The organism is Stenotrophomonas sp. 89682_Sma, assembly GCF_056481405.1.
On sequence record NZ_CM151147.1, the window covers coordinates 1068784 to 1088713 of the forward strand.

Below are 19930 nucleotides of genomic sequence, written 5' to 3' on the forward strand. Positions count from 1 at the left end.
ACTCAGGGCGGAGTGGGGTGTACCGCGATGCCGGCGGCGTGGAAACGCGCGGCCAGCGCGGGCGGTGCCGATATGGTGAGCACCAGATCGTCGATCTCGTCCAGGCTGGCGATCTGCCAGTGGCCGCGGGCACCGAGCTTCTCCCTGGTGGCGGCGACGATGATGCGGCTGCTGCAGGCCACCATCGCGCGTTTGAGCGTGGCTTCCTCGGCATCCATCGCCCACACGCCGGTGTCGCCGTCCACCGCGCACGGGCCGGGCAGGTACACGTCGGCACGCAGGCGCTGGACCTGGGCCAATGCCTCGGCGCCGACCGCGCCACCGCCGCTGGCCAGGCGGCCGCCGATCAGCTGCACGGAGGTGCCTTCATGCAGGCTGGCGGCGGTGGCGATCTGCGGGGCATTGGTGATCACCGTCAGCCCGAGGGCGGCGGGCAGCTGCTGGGCAATGGCCAGGTTGGTCGAGCCCGCATCAAGCAGCACCACCTGGCCGGGCTGCAGCAGGGCGCAGACGCGGGCGGCCAGTTCGGCCTTGTCGCCGCGGTCGCGGGTCAGGCGCTCGCGCAGTGGGCGTTCCTTCGGTGGCGGCAATACGGCGCCGCCGTAGACGCGCTGGCACAGGCCCTGGGCGGCGAGTTCGCGCAGGTCGCGGCGGATCGAATCTTCGGAAACGGCATAGCGGCGCGCCAGTTCGGCGGCCACCACGCGGCCCTGCTGGCGCAGTTCCTCGAGGATCTGCCGGGTGCGCTGGGCGGGGAGGGGGCTGGGATCGGAGCTCATGTCGCAAGTCTGCACGTTCGTGCATTAACGTGCAACAACGTGCATTCTGCGTGTGGGGGTGCAAGGCGGCGACGGGCCTGCCGGCGATCTGGGGCCGCGGGCCTTTGGATCGCCTGCGAAGCCCGGCATCATGGCGGGGCCCATGGCATGGAATCCCCGATGTCCCCCACCGTTCACCGCAGGCTGCGCATCGGCGCGGACCAGTACACCGGCCAGAAAGTGGTCGACCAGCAGTTCCACGAATGCGATTTTTCCGGCGCCGACCTGACCGGTACCGAGTTCATCAACTGCAGCTTCTATGACGCCGACACCCGCGCGGGCTGCCGCTTCAATGGCGCCACGCTGAAGGAGGCCAGCTTCCGCAGCTGCGACATCAGCATGTGCCACTTCAGCTTCATCAAGGCGCTGGGCCTGGAGATCAGCGAGTGCCGCGCGCAGGGCGCTGATTTCAGCAACGCCAGCTTCATGAACCAGATCACCACGCGCAGCTGGTTCTGCAGTGCCTTCATCAAGAAGTCGAACCTGCGCTACGCCAATTTTTCGCGGGTGACGCTGGAAAAGTGCGAACTGTGGGAGAACCGCTGGGACGGTTCGAACGTGAGTGGCGCCAGCTTCGCTGGCTCGGACCTGTCCGGTGGCCAGTTCGAAGGCATCGACTGGAACAGCGCCAACTTCACCGACTGCGACCTGACCAACTCCGAGCTGGGCGAGCTGGACCTGCGCAGCACCAATCTGCGCGGCGCCACGCTGGATGTGCAGCAGGTGGCGCTGTTGATGCAGCGCATCGGCATCACGGTGGTGCCGTAGGCATCACCCGGCGCAGGCGACCCAGCCCTTGAAGCTGAAGCCTGCGTAGAACAGCTCCACGCCGTCGAAACCTGCCTCCTGCAGCAGTGCGACCTCCTGCTCGGGGGCCAGCAGTGGCAGCCGTTCGGCAATCGCCTCGATCGCGCGTTGTGTGTCGGCGCGGGCAACGCCGGAGGCTTCGGCAAACGCGGCATAGCGTTGCAGCCAGCGCAGCTTGCCGGCCGCGTCCTGCGGCACGCTGTGGTGGGCCACCACCAGTGGCGCACCCGGATGCAGGCGCCTGTGCAGCTCGCGCAGTGTGTGCAGGCGCTGCGTGGTATCAAGGAAGTGCAGGGTCAACAGGCAGCTGGCACCGTCGAAGCGCACGTCCGGAGCGTCGTCGATGTAGCCTTCCAGCAGCTCAACGCGCGACATCAGCGGGCCCAGTGTCTGCTCGGCCAGGGCGAGCATCGGCGCGGCCGGATCTACCCCCAGCAGCTGCCAGCCCGGTTGTGCTTCGGCAAAGGCCTTCAGTTCCAGCCCGCCGCCGGCACCCAGCACCAGTACGCGGCCGTGTGCGGGAACCCGTTCGGCCAGCAGCAGGCGGCTCATCTGCTGCAGGGCGACAAAGCCCGGCACGTGGCGCAGTGGACCTTCGGCGTAGCGGGCCACCGCCTGCGGATCGGAGAACGAAGACATGCGCGGATTCCTGCTGCGGGGGACATACCACTGTAGCGCGGCGTGCAAGTGGCATTGCATGCTGGTGCTGCTTTGCCTAAGGTGCGCGCCTGCCTGGAGCTGAAGGTCACTGCAAATGGATCACTGCCCACCACCGATGCCGTCGGCCGAGGCCTTTGAGCTGGCGCTGTCGTTGCTTGGCCAGGACGGCATATCGCTGGAGCAGGCCGAGCAGGCAATGCTCGAGGCGGGCGTGGAGTACGGGTCGATGCGCCGGCTGCTGGTCTGGTTGCCCGAGGCGTTCGGCCTGGCCCTGGTCGGGCACATGGAGGGCGTGGCGCTCCCCGGGACCTTCACCGCGCGTGATGCTGATGCGCAGGAGCACACGTTTGCATTCGACTGCGAACCTCTATTCGCACCGGCCGTTCGCCGCGCGCTGCAGGTCTACCACGAAGGGCCGCGCGCGCAGTTCAAGGCGGTGGCCCAGCGCAGTTCCACCATGGACGCAGTCAACACTGCATTGTTCGCCGAGGTTGATCTGCGCGGCGCAACGCTGTCCGGTCCGCAGTTGCTGGATATTCCTGCAGAAACCTACCTGCGTGGCACGGATACCACGCAGGTGGGCTAGTCCTTACGCAGCAGCCGCTTCCAGCACATCCTCCAGCCGCACTTCGCCGAGGAAGCCACCGCTGCTGGCGACCGCCCGCTGTGCTTCGATGGCATGCGCGAACTGCACGCCCGCATCGTCCTGCAGGCGTTCGAACAGCTGCTGCAGCTTCGGGAACGCGCGGCGATCGACGACCTGGTGGTAGTCATTCCATCGGGCGATGCCGGCGAAGTAGGCATCGGCGAAGCTGCGCTGCTCGCCCAGCAGCCACGGACCGTTGCCGATCATCTGCTCAAGCGACTGATGCACGTGGCGTACCTTGTCGGTGCCGTAGCGGCGCAGCGCCTCTCCGTCGGCACCTTCGGCGTGTTCCAGCGCGTGCCAGAGCGGGGCATAGGCACCGAAGAAGCTGGTATTGAGGTAGGCCAGCCGCTGGTTGAGGCGGTCGAAGCCGGGCGTGCCCTGTGCTAAGCCCCAGCCCTGGGCGATGCCGCGCGCGGCCAGGTGGTTGAGGATGGCCAGGCTCTCGCTGATCAGCTCACCGTCGGCGGTGAGCAGGGGGGGCGTTTCTCCCAGCGGATTGAGGCGGCGATAGTCTTCGCTCTGCACCTGGCCGGGCATGTCGATGCGGCACAGCTGGTAAGGCTGGCGTAGCCATTCGAGGGCAACGATGGAGCCGAACGAGCAGCCTGAAGGTACGCCGTAGAAGAGGATCGGGGTCATGGCAGGTTTCCGGTTGAAGCCGCAGAGCGGCGGGTAGGGAGAGCGTGCCTGCATGGACATTGCGGCAGAAGCCAGCCGAATGGCATCCTGAAGTCCACATTTGTGGACGTTGCGCATGCTCAACCTCAACGACCTGGCCCTGTTCGTGACCGCGGTGGAGCAGGGAGGCTTCGCCGCCGGCGGCCGTCATCTGGGCCTGCCGCGCTCCACCCTGAGCAAGCGCGTGGCACTGCTTGAGGATCAGCTGCAGGTTCGCCTGCTGCAGCGCAGTTCGCGCCGTTTTGCCTTGACCGAGATCGGCCAGGAATTCTTTGAACGTGCCCGCGCGGCGCTGTCGGAAGTGGAAGCGGCCGAAACCATCGTCCGTGGCCGCCAGGCAGAGCCCAGCGGCACCGTGCGCATCAGCGCGTCGATTCCGGTGGTGCAGGGCCCGCTTGCCGCCTGCCTGCCTGCGCTGGCACGGCGCTATCCGCGCCTGCGCATCGAAGTGGAGGCCAGCGATCGCTTCATCGACCTGGCACAGGAGGGCATCGACATCGCCGTCCGCAGCCACTTCGGTCCGCTGCCTGATTCCGGCTTGGTGCAACGCTCGCTGGGCAGCGAGCGCATCGTGCTGGTAGCGTCGCCTGCCTATCTGGCCTCGGCGCCGGCATTGGATACCCCCGAGCAACTGCGCATGCACTCCGGCCTGCTGACCGCACGCCACGCAACACGCTGGACGCTGCATGATGCTGGCGCCCGCACTGTGCTGGTGGAGCCGCAGGTGGCGATGGTCGGCAACGAATCGCAGCTGCTGATCGCGGCGGCTGAAGCAGGACTTGGGATTACCGTGCTGCCCTGCAGCCTGTGTGCGCCGGCCATCGCTGCTGGTCGCCTGCAGCAGGTGCTGCCGGCGTGGCATGCCGGTGAGGTCACGACCACTGTGCTGCTGCCGCATCGTCGTGGGCAGCTGCCGGGCGTGCGGGTGGTGGTGGACGCGCTGGTGGCGCATTACGCGCTTACTGCAGCGCCCGTGTCAGCACCTGCCAGATCCGTGGGTCCTGGCACTGCGAGACGTTGAAGCGCACATAGTCGGCCGCGCGCTGCGATTGGCTGAAGGCGTTGCCCGGGGCCAGCACGATGCCTTCGCGCAGGCATTGCCGTGCCAGCGCTGCGGCGTCGCGGCCATCGGGTAGCTGGCACCAGAGGAACAGGCCGGCTTCCGGTTGCAGCCACGGGATGATGCCCAGCGTGTGCAGTTTCCGCAGTGTGTGCCGGCGCGCATCGGCCAGGCGCGAGCGCACCGATTGCATGTGGCGGCGATAGCCACTGTCGGTCAGCGCGATGTGCATCAACTGCATCGCCAGATGGCCGCCGCCGAAGCTGGTGGCCAGTTTCAGGTCGGTCAGTGCTTCGATCCAGTCGTGGCGTGCAGCGATGTAGCCACAGCGCGAGGCGGCCGACAGGGTCTTGGAGAAACTGCCGACGTGGATCACCCGCGACAGCCCATCCAGCGCAGCAAGGCGCGGTGCCGGCTGCAGTTCGAAGTCGGCGAAGATGTCGTCTTCGATGATGATCAGTTCGCTGCGTTCGGCCAGCCCCAGCAGGCGGTGCGCGGTGCTGGCCGAGAGCACCGCGCCGGTCGGGTTGTGCAGGCCGGAATTGGTGATGTACAGCCGCGGCGAATGTGCCTGCAACGCCTGCGCGAATGCTTCAAGATCCGGGCCGGTGTGCGTGTAGGGCACACCCACCGCCTGCACCTGGTGCGCCTTAAGCAGGGCGTGGTAATTGAAGTAGCTCGGGTCGTCGACCAGCACGCAGTCGCCGGGCTTGAGCAGGAAACGGCAGATCAGGTCGACCGCATGCGTACCGGATTCGGTCAGCAGGATCTGCTCCATCGGTGCGTCGATGCCCAGCGCAGCTGCACGTCGCTGCAGCAGATGGCGCAACGGCGGAAGGCCGAGCGGGCCGGCGTAGTCGACCAGGTGGGGAGCATCGCCGCGCGCCAGCCGACGCAGGCCTCGGCGCATGCCGTCGTGGTACAGCCAGTCGCTGGGCATCCAGCCGCAGCCCGGCTTGAGGTGCCCGGCTGGTGTTTCCAGCGATTGCCGCGACACCCACAGCGGGTCCACCGCGCGGTCCAGGCGTGGTTCCATCTCGGCCAGGGCAAGCGGTGCGGCCGGTCCACTGACATAGAAGCCGGAACCGGCACGCGCGCTGATCAGCCCTTCAGCGGCAAGGCGCTCGTAGGCCTCGACCACGGTGGAGACCGACACGCCCATCGCCGCCGCCTGCGCGCGTACCGAGGGCAGCCGCGAACCGGCGCCATCCACCCGCGTGCCGATGCGGGTGCGGACGGCCTGGATGACCGATTCGATGCGGGTAAGCGGGCGCGTCATGGCGAAAGTGTGCTGTAAGTGTGGGCGGTACAGTTATTTGAAACTGTACTGGATTGTAGCTGGGGAGCGCGGGCCGCAGGTGCTTCCATGGAGATCCCGCCGGGCACCGCCCGGCACCCCGGGAGTACAGACGTGGAACGGTCGGCGAGTGGTTGGATCAATGGCTTCATCGGTGTGGTGATCTTTGCCGGCTCGTTGCCGGCCACCCGCCTGGCCGTGCTGCAGCTGGACGCCGGGTTCGTCACCGCCGCGCGCGCCACCATCGCCGCCATACTCGGCCTCGGCCTGTTGCTGCTGTTGCGCCAACCCTTTCCGCGACGCAGCGACCTGCCCGGGCTGGCGGTGGTCAGCCTTGGCGTGGTGGTCGGCTTCCCGCTGCTGACCGCGCTTGCCCTGCGCCACGCCTCATCAGCGCACACCATCGTGTTCCTCGGCCTGTCGCCGCTGAGCACTGCGGTGTTCGGCGTACTGCGCGGTGGCGATCGGCCGCGCCCGGCGTTCTGGCTGTTCTCGCTGCTGGGCAGTGCCTGCGTGGTCGGCTATGCCGCGCGCAACGGCATTGAGGCCTCGCTGCAGGCCGACCTGCTGATGCTGGCGGCGATCGTGGTGTGTGGACTGGGCTACGCGGAAGGCGGTCGGCTCGCCCGCCATCTCGGCGGCTGGCAGGTGATCAGCTGGGCGCTGCTGCTGGCACTGCCGGTGATGCTGCCGCTGACGGTGCTGATGCGCCCGCCCTCGTTCGTTGAGGTGGGGGCATCCGCGTGGTGGGCGCTGGGCTACGTGGCGGTGTTCAGCATGCTGCTCGGGTTCCTGTTCTGGTATCGCGGGCTGGCCCAGGGCGGTATCGCCGCGGTCGGCCAGCTGCAGCTGCTGCAACCGTTCTTCGGCCTGGCGCTGGCTGCGCTGTTGCTGCATGAAGCGGTCAGCCTCAGCATGGTGCTGGTGACCGTGGTCGCGGTGATCTGCGTCGCCGGCGCGCGCCGTTTCAGCCGCTGAACACAAACGGGGACGGAGCGTCGCGGAAAAGGTGTGCGACAGCATAATCGATGAACACCCGCAGGCGCGCACTGGGATGGCGTCCACCGGGCCATAGCAGCGAGAACTGCCCCTTGTGCGTGGGCAGCGCGGGCAGCACCTGTTGCAGGTGGCCGTCGGCTAATGCGTCGGCGGCAAGGAAGTCAGGCATCCAGGCCAGGCCCATGCAACCGATGGCGGCGGCCAGCACGGCTTCCATGTTGTTGCAGGTCATCGCCGTCGTAAGGCGTGCGCCCGCATCGCCTTCCACCCCCGGCAGCTGCCAGGGATGCAGCTTCCCGGTAGTCGGGTAGCGGAAGCGCAGAGCCGCATGCATGCGCAGATCGCTCACGTCGCCGGGAGTGCCGTGCGCCTGCAGATAGCCAGGCGCCGCACAGAGGATGAAACGGAAGCCGCCCAGCCGCCTTGCGGTGAGGCTGGAATCGGCCAGTTCACCGCTGCGTATCACCGCGTCCAGACCTTCGCTGACCACGTCAACGATGCGGTCGTTGAAGTCCAGTTCCAGCTGCACCTGCGGGTAGCGCTGCTGGAACCCGGGCAGTACCGGCAACAGGAAGCGGTAGCCGATGGTGGGCAGGCCGATACGCAGCAGTCCACTGGGTGCGTGCTGGCGCTGTGCCAGGTCCGCCTGTGCTTCGGAAAGCTCGTCCAGTGCACGCCGGCAGCGCTGCAGCAGCAGTTCGCCTTCGTCGGTGAGGTGCACGCGGCGGGTGGTGCGCTGGAACAGGCGGGTGCCGAGTTCCTGTTCAAGGCGGGCGATGCGCTTGCCGACCGCCGACGCGGAGAGGCCGAGCACGCGGGCGGCGCCGACGATGCTGCCAGCCTCGGCGGTACGAACGAAGGCAAGCAGGGCGGAGATGGAGTCCATGCAGTCATGATTGCGGAACAGTAAGCCGCAATCAACGTCCATCGAGCCTGTTTTTCGGGAATAGCGGCCTGTCCATCATCAATGCCCCTGATGGATGGAGGCCCGCATGGCCCCGGTTTCGATACGCCCTGTACCCGTCCGCACGCAGCAGCACTGGACGCTGCTTGCCGTCTGCCTGGCCGCGCTGGCGCTGCCGTTGTCCTTTTCGGCCGGTGCGGTCGCGGTGCCGGCGCTGGCCCGTTCCGCGGCGTCGTCGCCGACCGCGCTGGCGTGGGTGACCAACGCGTTCATGCTCACCTTCGGCAGCCTGCTGCTTGCTGCCGGTGGCCTGGCCGACCGCTACGGCCGTCGGCGGATGTTCCTGCTGGGCACGGTCGGTTTCACCGTCGCTACGACTGCTGTATGCCTGGCCCCGACGCTGCTGTGGCTGGATCTGGCGCGCGGCCTGCAGGGCGTTGCCGCCGCCGCAGCGCTGGCCTCGGGCACTGCGGCGCTGGCGCAGGACTGGCAGGGGCCGGCGCGTGGCCGCGTCTTCGCCCTGCTGGGCACGACGTTCGGTGCGGGGCTGGCGCTTGGGCCGTTGCTGGCGGGCCTGCTGCTGCAGGCACTGGGATGGCGCAGTGTGTTCGCCGCGGGCGGTGTACTGACGCTGGCGGCGTTCGCCGTGGGCGCGCGCGCGTTGTCCGAAAGCCATGGCGAACGCGGCCGGCTGGATGTCGGCGGCATGCTGGGCTTCAGCCTGATGCTGGCGGCGTTGACCCTGGCCCTGTTGTGGCTGGGTGAATTCGGCCTGCATGCCATGCGCGTGCAACTGGCGCTGCTGGCGACGCCTTTGCTGGGCGGGGTATTCGTCTGCATCGAACGGCTGCACCGCTCACCGTTGCTGGACCTCTCGCTGTTCTCGCAACCGGCGTTCCTCGGTGTCCAGCTGCTGCCGGTCGCAACCTGCCTCGGCTACGTGGTGCTGCTGGTGGTACTGCCGCTGCAGTTGCTGGGCGTGCATGCACAGAGCACGACATTGGTCGGGCTGCAGATGCTGGCCTTGTCTGCGCCGATGCTCGTGCTGCCGATGCTGACCGTGCAATGGGCGGAGCGCGTTGGAAGTGCGCGGCTGTGCACGCTGGGCCTGCTGGTCTGTGCCTCTGGCCTGTACCTGTTGTCGCGCCATGCATCGCATCCGTCGCCCTCGCAGTGGGTGCCGTTGCTGATGCTGGTCGGTGCAGGAACGGCCTTGCCATGGGGCCTGATGGATGGGCTGTCGGTCAGTGTGGTGCCGGTACAGCGTGCGGGCATGGCCGCCGGCATCTTCGGAACCGTGCGGGTGGCCGGTGAAGGCATCGCATTGGCCGCAGTCACTGCCTTGCTTGCGCTGCTGATCGGCCACCAGCTGCAGGGAGCATCGCCCGCATCGTTGGCGCGCGCCGGTGCCTATCTGGCCACGGGGGCGCAGGCACAGGCGCAGGCACTGCTTCCGGCGATGAGCGGCGCACAGCTGCAGCAGGCCAGTGCCGAGGCGCTGGCGATACTGCTGCGGGTCCTGGCGCTGCTGACCGCCGCATGCGCTGTGCTGTTGCACCTGCTGCTGCGGCGGCCCAGGTTGGCTGTGATCAGAACCGAGGGCTGAAGGCGCCGGTCACCCCGCGCGGGCAGCAGGGGGGGTGTCGGTTGCCAGCTGGTTTTCCTTTCCTGCGGGGGCTGCGCATTGGCTCGAAGGCCGTTGCTCAGGGCAGGCCATCCGTCGCGCCGCGGATGCTCATCCAGGCGCCGCCGCCGGGGGCGCTGCCGGCGCGGACACGGAAGCCGTGCAGGCCGGCAATGGCGGCCACGATCGACAGGCCCAGGCCGAATCCAGGTCCCTGGCCGGCGCTGCTGCTGCCACGGAAGAAGCGCTGGTAGATCAGCGTGCGGTCCTGCGGTGGGATGCCCGGCCCGTTGTCGATCACATCGATCCTGGGAACACCTTGGTCGTCCACCGCGCGCAGCAGGATGTGGCCCTGCGCCGGCGTGAACTGCAGGGCATTGGACAGCAGGTTGGCCAGCGCTTCGAACAGCAGCTCACGGTCGCCACGCAGCGGGCCGACCTTCGGGTCCACCTGCAGCTCCAGCAACTGCTGCTTCTCTTCGGCCAGTGGCAGGTAGAACTGGTGCAGTTCCTGCAGCAGCTCGGTGACGTCGACCGCGTCGAAGGCCGAACGTCGCTGGTGGCTCTCCAGCTCCGACACCCGAAGCAGCGCGGCGAAGCGCGCCATCAGCATGTCGGTCTCGGCCAGCGCCTTGTCCAGAGGATCGGCATGCGGGTTCTGTTCGTCCAGGCCCACGCGCATGCGGTACAGGTGGGCTCGCAGGCGGGTCAGGGGCGTGCGCAGGTCGTGGGCAATGCTGTCGCACACGCCCTTGACCTCGGTCATCAACTGCTCGATGCGCTCCAGCATGGCGTTGACGATGCTCGACAGCCGGTCGATCTCGTCGCGGCGGCTGGAGACCGGCAGGCGCTGGCCGAGGTCGCCGGCCACGATGCGGCTGGTGGCGGCTTCGATCTGCTGGATCCGTTTCAACGGCCGCCGGCGGAGCAGATGCCAGCCCACCAGGCCGGGAATGACGGTCAGCGACACACCCCACAGCAATGCATCGAGGATGATGCTGTTGACCGCCATGAGCTTGCCGTTCTGGCGCACGAACACCAGCGTCCTGCCATCCCGGGTCACCACGCCGAGCGCGCTGCCACCGTCCTCGTGCGGCCCATCGGCCAGCGTCCAACCCTCGACCGGATGCGAGCTGCCATCCAGCGGCAGTCCCTCGGGGATCGCTGTCAGCGGGCCCGCCATCGGCATGCCGGTCTTGTCGAACAACCCGTAGGTGTACACCTGGTGCAGGTCGAAACGCTGGCTGTCGCGCAACGCTTCGTCCAGTGCCGGACCGTCGAAGCTCATGAACAGGTGCGCGCGCTGCTGCAGGCCCGATTCGGTCAGGTCACTAAGGTAATCCGAGATGCGCCAGTACATCACGCCCAGCAGCAGGCTCGACCACGCCACGAACAGGATGCAGTACAACCCGAGCAGGCGGCTGCTGGACGAGCGCCACTGGTCAGGGTTGCGCATCGAAGACATAGCCGGTTCCACGTACGGTGGTGATGGGTTGCGGGCGGCCGGGCTGCTCGATGCGTCTGCGGACACGGCCGATGTGGACGTCGATCAGGTTGGTGCCGGGATCGAAGTGATAGCCCCAGACTTCCTGGAACAACATGCTGCGGGTGACCACCTGGCCGGCATTGCGGACCAGGAACTCGAGCAGCTTGAACTCCGTCGGCAGCAGGCTGATCTCCTGCCCGCCACGCCGGGCCGAACGGGTCATCAGATCCAGTTCGAGGTCGCCGGCGCGCAGGACATTGTCGGCAGGGCCGGCCTGGCTCTGGCGACGGATCAATACCTCCACGCGGGCGGCCATCTCATCCGAGGCGAACGGCTTGGTCAGGTAATCGTCACCGCCTGCACGCAGGCCACGCACGCGCTCGTCCACGTCCGACAGCGCGCTGATCATCAGTACGGGCGTGACGATACCTTCGCGCCGCAGGGCAGTGACCAGCGCCAGGCCATCGATGCCGGGCAGCATGCGGTCCAGGGTGATCACCGCGTAGTCGCCGGCCCGCGCCAATGCCAGGCCGGCAGTGCCGTCAACGGCAACGTCGACCTCGAAGCCATGGCTGCGCAGTTCGGTTGCGATTTCCTCCGCAGTGACAAGGTCGTCCTCGATGGTGAGTACGCGCGGCATGGGCCATTGTGCAGGTTGGATGGCTGCCATCCTCGCAACCGCGCGCGGTGACTGCAAATGAAAAATGTTTCATGCGCGATTCGCCGGAATCCGCGCACGGGTCTTCTATATTCGGCGCCGAGCGTCTCCCCCCGGCGCACGGAATCCCGGCCACCGATGAACCTCCTGCACACCCCGTTGCCACGCTACGTCCGGCCACTGAGGATGCGCCGGCCGGCGCTGCTTGCACTCGTTCTGCTCAGCCTGTTGTCGGCCTGCGGCAAGGATGCGCCGAAGCCGGCCGGCAGGCTTCATGAGGTGGAAGTGCTGACCCTGCAGGAGAAGCCGTTGGCGATGGAACAGGAGCTGCCTGGGCGGACCATCGCATCGCAGGAGTCGGATGTGCGCCCGCAGGTGGATGGCGTGCTGGTGAAACGCCTGTTCGAAGAGGGCGAATCCGTGCATGCCGGGCAGCCCTTGTTCCAGATCGAGCCGGCCCTGTACCAGGCGGCAGTGAACCAGGCGCAAGCCAACCTGAAGACCGCCGAAGCAGCGGCAGTGACCGCACGCCTGCGCGCGCAGCGGATGCAGGCGCTGGGCGGCGAGCAGCTGGCCGCGCGCCAGGACGTGGATGACGCCATCGCCAGCGGGCAGCAGGCCGCAGCCGCGGTACAGGCGGCACAGGCGAGCCTGGATACCGCGCGCACGCGGCTTGGTTTCGCCACGGTGACCGCGCCGATCGCCGGTCGCATCGGCCGCGCGCTGTTCACACCGGGTGCGCTGGTTACCTCCGGCCAGGCCAACCCGCTGGCGCGGATCCAGCAGGTCGACCCGATGAACGTGGACATCACCCAGTCCAGCAACGAGTACTTGGCCCTGCGCCGCGCGATCGCCGATGGAGGCGTGCAGGCCACCACCGCTGCGGTGCGGCTGCGCCTGTCCGATGGCAGCGCGTATCCGTTGCCCGGCACCCTGGAATTTGCCGATATCGACGTGCAGCAGGAAACCGGCAGCATCACCCTGCGTGCACGTTTTCCCAATCCCGCCGGGCAGCTGCTGCCGGGAATGTATGTGCGGGCGCAGGTGGGGCAGGGCACGCAGCAGCAGGCCCTGCTGGTGCCGCAGTCTGCGGTGGACCGCAGCCCGAAGGGCGAGGCGCAGGTGTGGGTGGTGGATGAGGGGGGCAAGGCGAAGCTGCGCCTGTTCCGCACCGCGCGGGCGATTGGCGACCAGTGGCTGGTGCTGGATGGCATTGCTGCAGGTGAACGGGTGGTCGTGGCCGGCGCACAGGGGCTCTCCGATGGCATGGCGGTGCAGGTGAAGCCCGCGGCGGCAGTCACGCCGGCAGCCGCCGGGAAGGACTGAGCCCATGCTGCCGCGCTTCTTCATCCACCGCCCGGTATTCGCCTGGGTGCTGGCGATCTGCATCATGGCCTTCGGCGCGATCGCCGTCAGCCAGCTGCCGGTCGAACAGTACCCTGATATCGCACCGCCGCAGGTCAACATCACCGCCAACTACACCGGTGCCTCGGCGCAGACGGTGGAAGACAGCGTCACCCAGGTGATCGAGCAGCAGATCAAGGGCATCGATCACCTGCTGTACTTCTCCTCCACCAGTTCGTCATCGGGGCAGGCGCGGATCACGGTCACGTTCGACCAGAGCGCCAATCCGGATATCGCCCAGGTCCAGGTGCAGAACAGCGTCAACCAGGCCATCAACCGGCTGCCGCAGGAAGTGCAGCAGCAGGGCGTGACCGTGGCGAAGTCGCAGGGCGACTCGCTGATGGTGGTATCGCTGTACGACACCAGCCGACGCATGGAACGGGTGGACGTTTCCGACTTCCTGGTCAGCAACGTGCAGGATCCGATCAGCCGCATTCCGGGTGTGGGCGAGATCAATGTGTTCGGCTCGGCGTATGCGATGCGCGTGTGGCTGGACCCGCACAAGCTGCGCGCCTACGACCTGATGCCGGCCGACGTGCGCACGGCCATCCAGGCCCAGAACACCCAGGTCACCGCCGGTGAGCTGGGAGCGTTGCCATCCAGTGCAACGCAGAGCCTGAATGCCACCGTCACGGCCCAGTCGCGCCTGCAGACGCCCGAACAGTTCCGCGCGATCATCCTGCGCACGCTTCCCAGCGGCGCTGCAGTGCACCTGGGCGATGTGGCACGGGTGGAGATCGGTGCCGAGAACTACCAGACCAGCAGCTATCTCAATGGCTATCCGGCGGCGGGTTTCTCGGTCACGCTGGCCTCCGGGGCCAACGCGCTGGCCACCGCGGATGCGGTCCGCGAGGAGATCGAGCGCCTGCGACCAACGTTCCCGCCCGGGCTGCAGGTCGCCTATCCCCGCGACAGCACACCGTTCGTGCGCGTTTCGATCGAGGGTGTCATCCATACCCTCATCGAAGCCATCGTGCTGGTGGTCGTGGTGATGTTCCTGTTCCTGCAGAACCTGCGTGCCACGTTGATCCCCGCGATCACGGTGCCGGTGGTGCTGCTGGGCACGTTCGGCGTGCTGGCGGTCGCCGGATTCACGATCAACACGCTCACCTTGTTTGCGATGGTGCTGGCGATCGGCCTGCTGGTCGACGACGCGATCGTGGTGGTGGAGAACGTGGAGCGCATCATCCACGACGAGCACCTGCCGCCACGCGAGGCCACCGAAAAATCGATGGGCGAGATCACCGGTGCGCTGATCGGCATCACCGTGGTGCTGGGCGCGGTGTTCCTGCCGATGGCCCTGTTCGGTGGCTCCACCGGCATCATCTACCGCCAGTTCTCGATCACCATTGCATCTGCGATGGCGCTGTCGGCGCTGGTCGCGCTGACGCTGACCCCGGCGCTGTGCGCGACCCTGCTCAAGCCATCTTCGGCGCAGAAGCCGCAGGGCCGCTTCTTCAGGGCGTTCAACCGGGGTGTCGAGCGCAGCCAGTTTGCCTATCAGGGAAAGCTCGGTGGCGTGGTCGCCCGGCCGCGGCGCTGGATGGCGTTCTACCTGCTGCTGGTGGTCGCCATGATTGCGCTGTACGCGCGCATGCCCACCGGCTTCCTGCCGGTGGAAGACCAGGGCCAGGTGACCTTCCAGTTCTCCACGCCGGAGGGCACGCCGATGGCGCGTACCGAAGCGCTGGGCGAGCAGATCAGCCGCTACTTCATGGAGCACGAGAAGCAGAACCTGGACGTGGTGTTCGTGGTGGTCGGCCGCAACAATGCCGGCACCGGCCAGAACGCCGGACAGGGCTTCCTCGCACTGAAGCCCTGGGATGAGCGTACCGGCGACAACACCGCTGCGGCGATCATCACGCGTGCCAATGCCTACTTCCGCGGGTTGCCCGATGCCAGGGTCAATGTGCTGGCGCCGCCGGCGGTGCGTGGACTGGGCCAGTCCAGTGGCTTCGAACTGTGGATGCAGGACACCAGCGCCGCCGGGCGCGTGGCCCTGCAGGCGGCGCAGGAACAGGTGGTGCGTGCGGCCGGCGAAGACGATGGGCTCACCTCGGTGCGCCTGAACGGCCTGGGCGACAAGGCCGAACTGCGGCTGGACATCGACCATGCGCAGGCCAGCGCGCTGGGGCTGTCCCAGGCTGACATCAATTCCACCCTGTCCGCGGCCTGGGGCGGCAGCTACATCAACGATTTCCTCGATCGCGGCCGGGTCAAGCGTGTGTACATGCAGGGCGACCAGCCCTACCGCAGCGTGCCCGACGACATCGGCCAGTGGTATGTGCGCGGTGGCAACGGCCAGATGGCTTCGTTCGCCAGCTTCGCCAGCAGCCACTGGGCGCGCGGGCCCCAGCTGCAGCAGCGCTTCAACGGTCTGCCGGCGATGCAGATCCAGGGCAGTGCCGCCGAAGGACACAGCTCGGGCGAGGCGATGCAGCGCATGCAGGCGCTGATTGCGGACCAGCCGGGTTTCGACCTGCAGTGGAGTGGCCTGTCCTACCAGGAGCGGTTGGCCAGCAACCAGACGCTGTGGCTGTACCTGGCCTCGATTGCCTTCATCTTCCTGTGCCTGGCTGCGCTCTATGAAAGCTGGACGGTGCCGGTGGCCGTGGTACTGGTGATTCCCTTGGGCGTGATCGGTACCGTGCTGGCGACCACCGCGGCGGGCTTCGTCAACGACATCTACTTCCAGGTCGGTCTGCTGACCACCATCGGCCTGTCGGCGAAGAATGCGATCCTGATCGTGGAGTTCGCCGAGGCCCGCTATCGCGCGGGCAGTTCAGCGGTGGAGGCCGCGCTGCAGGGCGCACGCCTGCGCCTGCGGCCGATCGTGATGACGTCCTTGGCCTTCGTGGCCGGCGTGATTCCGTTGGCGTTGGCCACCGGTGCCGGTGCGGTCAGCCGTCGCGAGATCGGCATGAGCGTGATCGGCGGCATGGTCTCCGGCACGGTGCTGGCGGTGGTGCTGGTGCCATTGTTCTTCGTGCTGGTGCGCCGCCTGGGCCGGTCACGGCGGCAGGAGTGAGGAGGGGCGCGGCTGTCATCTGGTTGCCGCAGCGCCATCACCCTTTCTTTGCCCAGCTGTCGCTAGCGTAGGTCGTCCCCGTCCCCCACGGAGACCCGCCATGTGGCTGCTCGACCATCTCTGGCCTGGCCGCAGACCCTCACCTCCCCCGGTCGCGGCCGAGCCGCAGGCCGCGCCCCGTCGCCCTTGGCTGAAACGCCCGGTGCGGGCCGGGCGCAGCGGCATGGCGCCCTGGCAGAAGGTCGCCGCACCGCCGCGGCGCACACGCCACTAGGCGGTGCGGTCGGCGGGGTGGTTGACCCCGTCGTTGACCGGGATCATGCCCAGTGCGAACGGGTCGATGCCCTCCAGGCAGGCCACGTTGTAGCCGTACTGGTCCGGGTTGGAGCGACGCCGGTGGTGGGTGTAGATGCCGCACACGCCGCAGAAGTAGTGCTCGGCCACATGCGTGTTGAACTGGTACAGCCGCAGGTGGTCCTGCCCGCGCACCACCTGCAGGCCCGCGCGGGTGACGCTGGCGGCGATGGCGCCACGTCGGCGGCACATCGAGCAGTCACAGCGGCGCGGGTCGACGATGCCATCAGGCAGGTCCAGCAGCAGTTCGACCGTACCGCAGTGGCAGGTGGCGCGGTGCCGGGGTTGGACCGGAACGCCGGCCACGGACGTGATACCCATCGTTTCTCCTGTGTGGTGGAAGGCGGCCGCAGGGGCCGCTGCCGACCCTGCGCCGGCCTGCCTGAACGGGCCGTAGATGCCACGCTGATCCGGCTTGTGGCTAACTATGCGGCTTCAAGACCGCGACAGGATGCCAGTGAACGCCGCAGGACGTTGGATGACAGGAAGTGCCATGGCGCTGGCGGCGCTGTGGGTGACCGGGCTGCTGGCGTACCAGTTGCCGGGGCCGGGCTGGTTGGCCATCGGCGTGGCCGTGCTGTGGCTGCTGGTTGCCCTGTGGGCGTCGTGGCGGATCGCGCGTGGCCGTGGGTCACGCAGGTTGGGCCTGATGTTCGGCGCATCGCTGGCGCTGGCCGTGCTGTGGTGGCTGCTGCTGACCCCGCGCCAGGACCGCGTATGGGCCGACGACGTCGCGCAGCGGCTGCACGTGGTGTCCTTCGATGGCCGCCACGTGGTGCTGGACAACGTGCGTGACTTCAGCTGGCGCACCGAGACCGACTATGACGCGCACTGGGTGCAGCGCGGGTACGACCTGGACCAGCTGCGCTCGGCCGACCTCGTCCTGTCGTACTGGATGGGCCCGGCCATCGCCCACACGCTGATCTCGTTCGGCTTCGAGGATGGCCGCCACGTGGTGTTCTCTCTGGAGATCCGCAAGGAACGCGGTGAATCGTTCTCGGCACTGGGCGGCTTCTTCCGCAAGTTCGAGATGACCCTGGTGGCGTCGGAGGAGACCGACATCATCCGCACCCGCACCAATGCGCGCGGTGAGGATGTCTACCTGTACCGGCTGCATGGCATGGACCGCACGCAGCTGAAGGAACTGTTCGCGGCCTACATCGAACAGGCGCGCGAACTGGATGCGAAGCCGGGCTTCTACAATACGCTGACCAGCAACTGCACGACGATCGTCTTCGACCTGGCCCGCCATATCGCACCGCGCCTGCCGCTGGATTACCGCCTGCTGTTGTCCGGTTACCTGGCCGAGTACGCGCAGGAGGTCGGCGCGCTCACCCCAGGCGTGCCGTACGCCGAGCTGCACGACAAGGGCCGAATCACCCAGCGTGCGCTGGACCTGGGCGATGGCCCGCACTTCTCCACCGTGATCCGCCAGGGCGTGCCCGGCACCGAGCAGGACCCGCAGTAATGACCCGACTCTTCCCAAGCCGCTGGCAGCGCCTGCTGCCGGTGTTGTTCGCCGCCTTCCTGCTGCTGGGCAGCAGCGGTTGCGCGATGGTTACCGTCAAGCAGGTCAAGTCCAGCGATTCGCTGGTCAACAAGCGTGCCGATGTGCTCAACACCGGCAAGCTCAGCCCGGCCGCGCGCGAGACGCTCAGCGCGGCAGGCCTGGACGAGTCGCAGTGCGAAAAGGACTTCCTGGTCTGCCGCAGCACGCTGCTGATGACCGACGATCTCAATGTCGAGCAGCGGTTGTCGGCGCTGTCCGAACTGTGGGTGAAGGCAGCGCTGGCGCTGACCCCGAAGAAGACCGCTGCCGGCGATCCGCCGATGAGCGATGCGGCGCTGGATGCATGGCTGGAAGCGGCGCGCTATGCCTATGCCTACCTGTTCTACAGCGGCCGGTCTCCGTCTGATCGAGCTTTCGAGGACCGGCAGACGCAGGTACGCGACTACTACAACTACGCGGCCGAGAAGGCGGCAGTGGTGCTGTTCGTGCGCGCGCGTGCCGCTGCATTGGCCGGCGAGGACTATACGAAGCCGATTTCGGTCGGCAGCTGGTCGCTGGCCTCCAACTACCAGCAGCTGAACCTGAAGAGCATTCCCGCGCAGCTGGTGCCGGCGGGTACGGTCAGCTTCGTCGGCCTGCGCAGCACCTATCGCCGCGATGGCTTCGGTGCCGAGCTGGTGATGGTGATGGACCCGCCGAAGCTGGTCGCGCCGGTGATCGCAGCCGATGGCCCCAAGGCCGAGGCGCCGCAGGAGGATGAGGACGACGCACGCCGTGGCCGCCGCCATCGCCATGACGACTCGGTGCCTGAGTTCAGCGAGATGTCCTCGATCAACGTCACTGCGCTGCTGCGCTTCGAGGGCAGCAGCCTGGAAGACGTGATGCGCACGCGCCGGGTCGAGCTGGACGCCTATTCGCCGGAAGCCACCGAGCGCATCACCCTGCACGGAGAACAGGTGCCGCTGGCCGGCAACTTCACGGCGGCCTACGGCCTGTGGCTGGCGCAGAGCGGTTTCGCCCGGCAATCTCTGCGCACCCTGTTCGGCATGAGCGAGGGCATCGGCGAACCGCACATCTACCTGATGCAGCCGTGGGACCCGAACCGCCGCATCATCTTCATGCTGCATGGCCTGGCCAGCAGCCCGGAAGCCTGGGTGAACCTGGCCAACGAGATCATGGGCGACCCCGAGCTGCGCCAGCAGTTCCAGGTCTGGCAGGTCTATTACCCGACCAATGCACCGATCGCTCTGAACCGTTACGAGATCGCCAACGCGTTCAACGATACGCTCAAGCACTTCGATCCCAATGGCAGTACGCGTGCATCGAAGGACATGGTCTACATCGGGCACAGCATGGGCGGCGTGCTGGCGCGCCTGCTGGTCAGCGACTCGGGCGACGTGTTGTGGAATGACCTGCTGGCCAACTACGACCTGAAGGGCGAGCGCCTGAAGCGGGTGCAGAACAAGCTGGGTCCGCTGCTGCATTTCAAGGCGCAACCGAATGTGGAGCGCGCGGTCTTCATCGCCGCGCCACACCAGGGCACCGACATCGCCGGCAACAAGGTCGGTCGCCTGATCGGTCGCCTGGTGCGCCTGCCGCTGACCATCCTCGGCAAGTTCGAGGACGTGTTCCTGGCGCTGGCGCAGGCCGAACAGCAGGTCGATGGCACCGCCAAGCCGAAGATCCCCAACAGCATCGACAACCTCAAGGCCAGCGATCCGTTCGTGAAGGCGGCCGCGCAGTTGCCGATCGAGGCGGGCCTGAAGTATCACTCGATCATCGCCCAGCGCAAGCCGGAACTGCCGGTGGAAAAGTCCGATGACGGGCTGGTGCCGTACTGGAGTGCGCACCTGCCAGGCGCGCTGTCGGAGAAGGTGATCATCTCCGGCCACAGCGTGCAGGAGACCCCGCAGGCGGTGTTGGAAGTGCGGCGCATCCTGCATCGGGACATCGATGATGTGGGAGCCGACAGGACACCCTGACCACTGCGTTCG

17 protein-coding genes are annotated in these 19930 nt (G+C 67.4%); 9 read left to right on the plus strand and 8 right to left on the minus strand.

What is annotated here, in order from left to right; genetic code table 11:
• Window positions 1-2: 2 nt before the first annotated feature.
• Window positions 3-779 carry a DeoR/GlpR family DNA-binding transcription regulator gene (locus ACZK29_RS04890; RefSeq protein ID WP_478446734.1) on the minus strand — a complete coding sequence of 259 codons (777 nt, stop codon included), beginning with the start codon at window positions 777-779 and terminating at the stop codon, window positions 3-5.
• A gap of 159 nt (window positions 780-938) precedes the next feature.
• On the opposite strand from ACZK29_RS04890, the gene smqnr reads away from it, so the two are divergent.
• Window positions 939-1586 (plus strand): SmQnr family pentapeptide repeat protein, encoded by a 648-nt coding sequence (gene smqnr, locus ACZK29_RS04895; RefSeq protein WP_478446735.1) that lies wholly within the window; start codon window positions 939-941, stop codon window positions 1584-1586.
• A gap of 3 nt (window positions 1587-1589) precedes the next feature.
• Here the strand turns inward: smqnr and ACZK29_RS04900 are convergent, their stop codons facing one another.
• On the minus strand, window positions 1590-2264 hold the full coding sequence (locus ACZK29_RS04900) for a class I SAM-dependent methyltransferase (RefSeq protein WP_459047966.1): 675 nt from the start codon (window positions 2262-2264) through the stop codon (window positions 1590-1592).
• 115 nt (window positions 2265-2379) lie between these two features.
• Between ACZK29_RS04900 and ACZK29_RS04905 the strand changes: the two genes are divergently transcribed.
• Window positions 2380-2871 (plus strand): hypothetical protein, encoded by a 492-nt coding sequence (locus tag ACZK29_RS04905; RefSeq protein WP_146267975.1) that lies wholly within the window; start codon window positions 2380-2382, stop codon window positions 2869-2871.
• A gap of 3 nt (window positions 2872-2874) precedes the next feature.
• Here the strand turns inward: ACZK29_RS04905 and ACZK29_RS04910 are convergent, their stop codons facing one another.
• The gene (locus ACZK29_RS04910) at window positions 2875-3573 is read right to left on the minus strand and encodes a glutathione S-transferase family protein (RefSeq protein ID WP_478446736.1); all 699 of its coding nucleotides are present in this window, start codon (window positions 3571-3573) and stop codon (window positions 2875-2877) included.
• A 115-nt stretch (window positions 3574-3688) separates the two neighbouring features.
• Between ACZK29_RS04910 and ACZK29_RS04915 the strand changes: the two genes are divergently transcribed.
• Window positions 3689-4633 (plus strand): LysR substrate-binding domain-containing protein, encoded by a 945-nt coding sequence (locus ACZK29_RS04915; RefSeq protein WP_478446737.1) that lies wholly within the window; start codon window positions 3689-3691, stop codon window positions 4631-4633.
• Here ACZK29_RS04915 and ACZK29_RS04920 read toward each other — a convergent pair.
• Window positions 4572-5951 (minus strand): aminotransferase-like domain-containing protein, encoded by a 1380-nt coding sequence (locus tag ACZK29_RS04920; protein ID WP_478446738.1) that lies wholly within the window; start codon window positions 5949-5951, stop codon window positions 4572-4574. The two genes, ACZK29_RS04915 and ACZK29_RS04920, sit on opposite strands and share 62 nt — an antisense overlap.
• Before the next feature lie 132 nt (window positions 5952-6083).
• Between ACZK29_RS04920 and ACZK29_RS04925 the strand changes: the two genes are divergently transcribed.
• Window positions 6084-6947 carry a DMT family transporter gene (locus ACZK29_RS04925; protein WP_478446739.1) on the plus strand — a complete coding sequence of 288 codons (864 nt, stop codon included), beginning with the start codon at window positions 6084-6086 and terminating at the stop codon, window positions 6945-6947.
• Here the strand turns inward: ACZK29_RS04925 and ACZK29_RS04930 are convergent.
• The gene (locus tag ACZK29_RS04930) at window positions 6937-7854 is read right to left on the minus strand and encodes a LysR family transcriptional regulator (protein WP_478446740.1); all 918 of its coding nucleotides are present in this window, start codon (window positions 7852-7854) and stop codon (window positions 6937-6939) included. The two genes, ACZK29_RS04925 and ACZK29_RS04930, sit on opposite strands and share 11 nt — an antisense overlap.
• Window positions 7855-7960: 106 nt before the next feature.
• Between ACZK29_RS04930 and ACZK29_RS04935 the strand changes: the two genes are divergently transcribed.
• Window positions 7961-9478 (plus strand): MFS transporter, encoded by a 1518-nt coding sequence (locus ACZK29_RS04935; RefSeq protein ID WP_478446741.1) that lies wholly within the window; start codon window positions 7961-7963, stop codon window positions 9476-9478.
• 97 nt (window positions 9479-9575) lie between these two features.
• On the opposite strand, the gene ACZK29_RS04940 is transcribed toward ACZK29_RS04935, so the two are convergent.
• Together ACZK29_RS04940 and ACZK29_RS04945 are read right to left on the minus strand one after the other, a co-directional pair.
• Window positions 9576-10952: a sensor histidine kinase gene (locus ACZK29_RS04940; protein WP_111202570.1), complete on the minus strand. Its 1377-nt coding sequence runs from the start codon at window positions 10950-10952 to the stop codon at window positions 9576-9578.
• Entirely contained in the window at window positions 10939-11622 is a 684-nt protein-coding gene (locus ACZK29_RS04945) for a response regulator transcription factor (RefSeq protein WP_049430138.1), read from the minus strand. Before ACZK29_RS04945 ends, ACZK29_RS04940 begins: the two co-directional genes overlap by 14 nt.
• 156 nt (window positions 11623-11778) lie before the next feature.
• On the opposite strand from ACZK29_RS04945, the gene ACZK29_RS04950 reads away from it, so the two are divergent.
• Window positions 11779-12966: an efflux RND transporter periplasmic adaptor subunit gene (locus ACZK29_RS04950; RefSeq protein WP_478446742.1), complete on the plus strand. Its 1188-nt coding sequence runs from the start codon at window positions 11779-11781 to the stop codon at window positions 12964-12966.
• A gap of 4 nt (window positions 12967-12970) precedes the next feature.
• Entirely contained in the window at window positions 12971-16072 is a 3102-nt protein-coding gene (locus ACZK29_RS04955) for an efflux RND transporter permease subunit (RefSeq protein ID WP_164146734.1), read from the plus strand.
• A 270-nt stretch (window positions 16073-16342) separates the two neighbouring features.
• On the opposite strand, the gene ACZK29_RS04960 is transcribed toward ACZK29_RS04955, so the two are convergent.
• Window positions 16343-16747, minus strand: coding sequence for a GFA family protein (locus ACZK29_RS04960; RefSeq protein WP_106549857.1), 405 nt, complete (start codon window positions 16745-16747; stop codon window positions 16343-16345).
• 172 nt (window positions 16748-16919) lie between these two features.
• Between ACZK29_RS04960 and ACZK29_RS04965 the strand changes: the two genes are divergently transcribed.
• Complete coding sequence (locus tag ACZK29_RS04965) at window positions 16920-17894, plus strand: Lnb N-terminal periplasmic domain-containing protein (RefSeq protein WP_478447068.1); 975 nt, start codon at window positions 16920-16922, stop codon at window positions 17892-17894.
• Window positions 17894-19918: an esterase/lipase family protein gene (locus ACZK29_RS04970; RefSeq protein ID WP_478446743.1), complete on the plus strand. Its 2025-nt coding sequence runs from the start codon at window positions 17894-17896 to the stop codon at window positions 19916-19918. Before ACZK29_RS04965 ends, ACZK29_RS04970 begins: the two co-directional genes overlap by 1 nt.
• The last annotated feature ends 12 nt before the right edge of the window (window positions 19919-19930 follow it).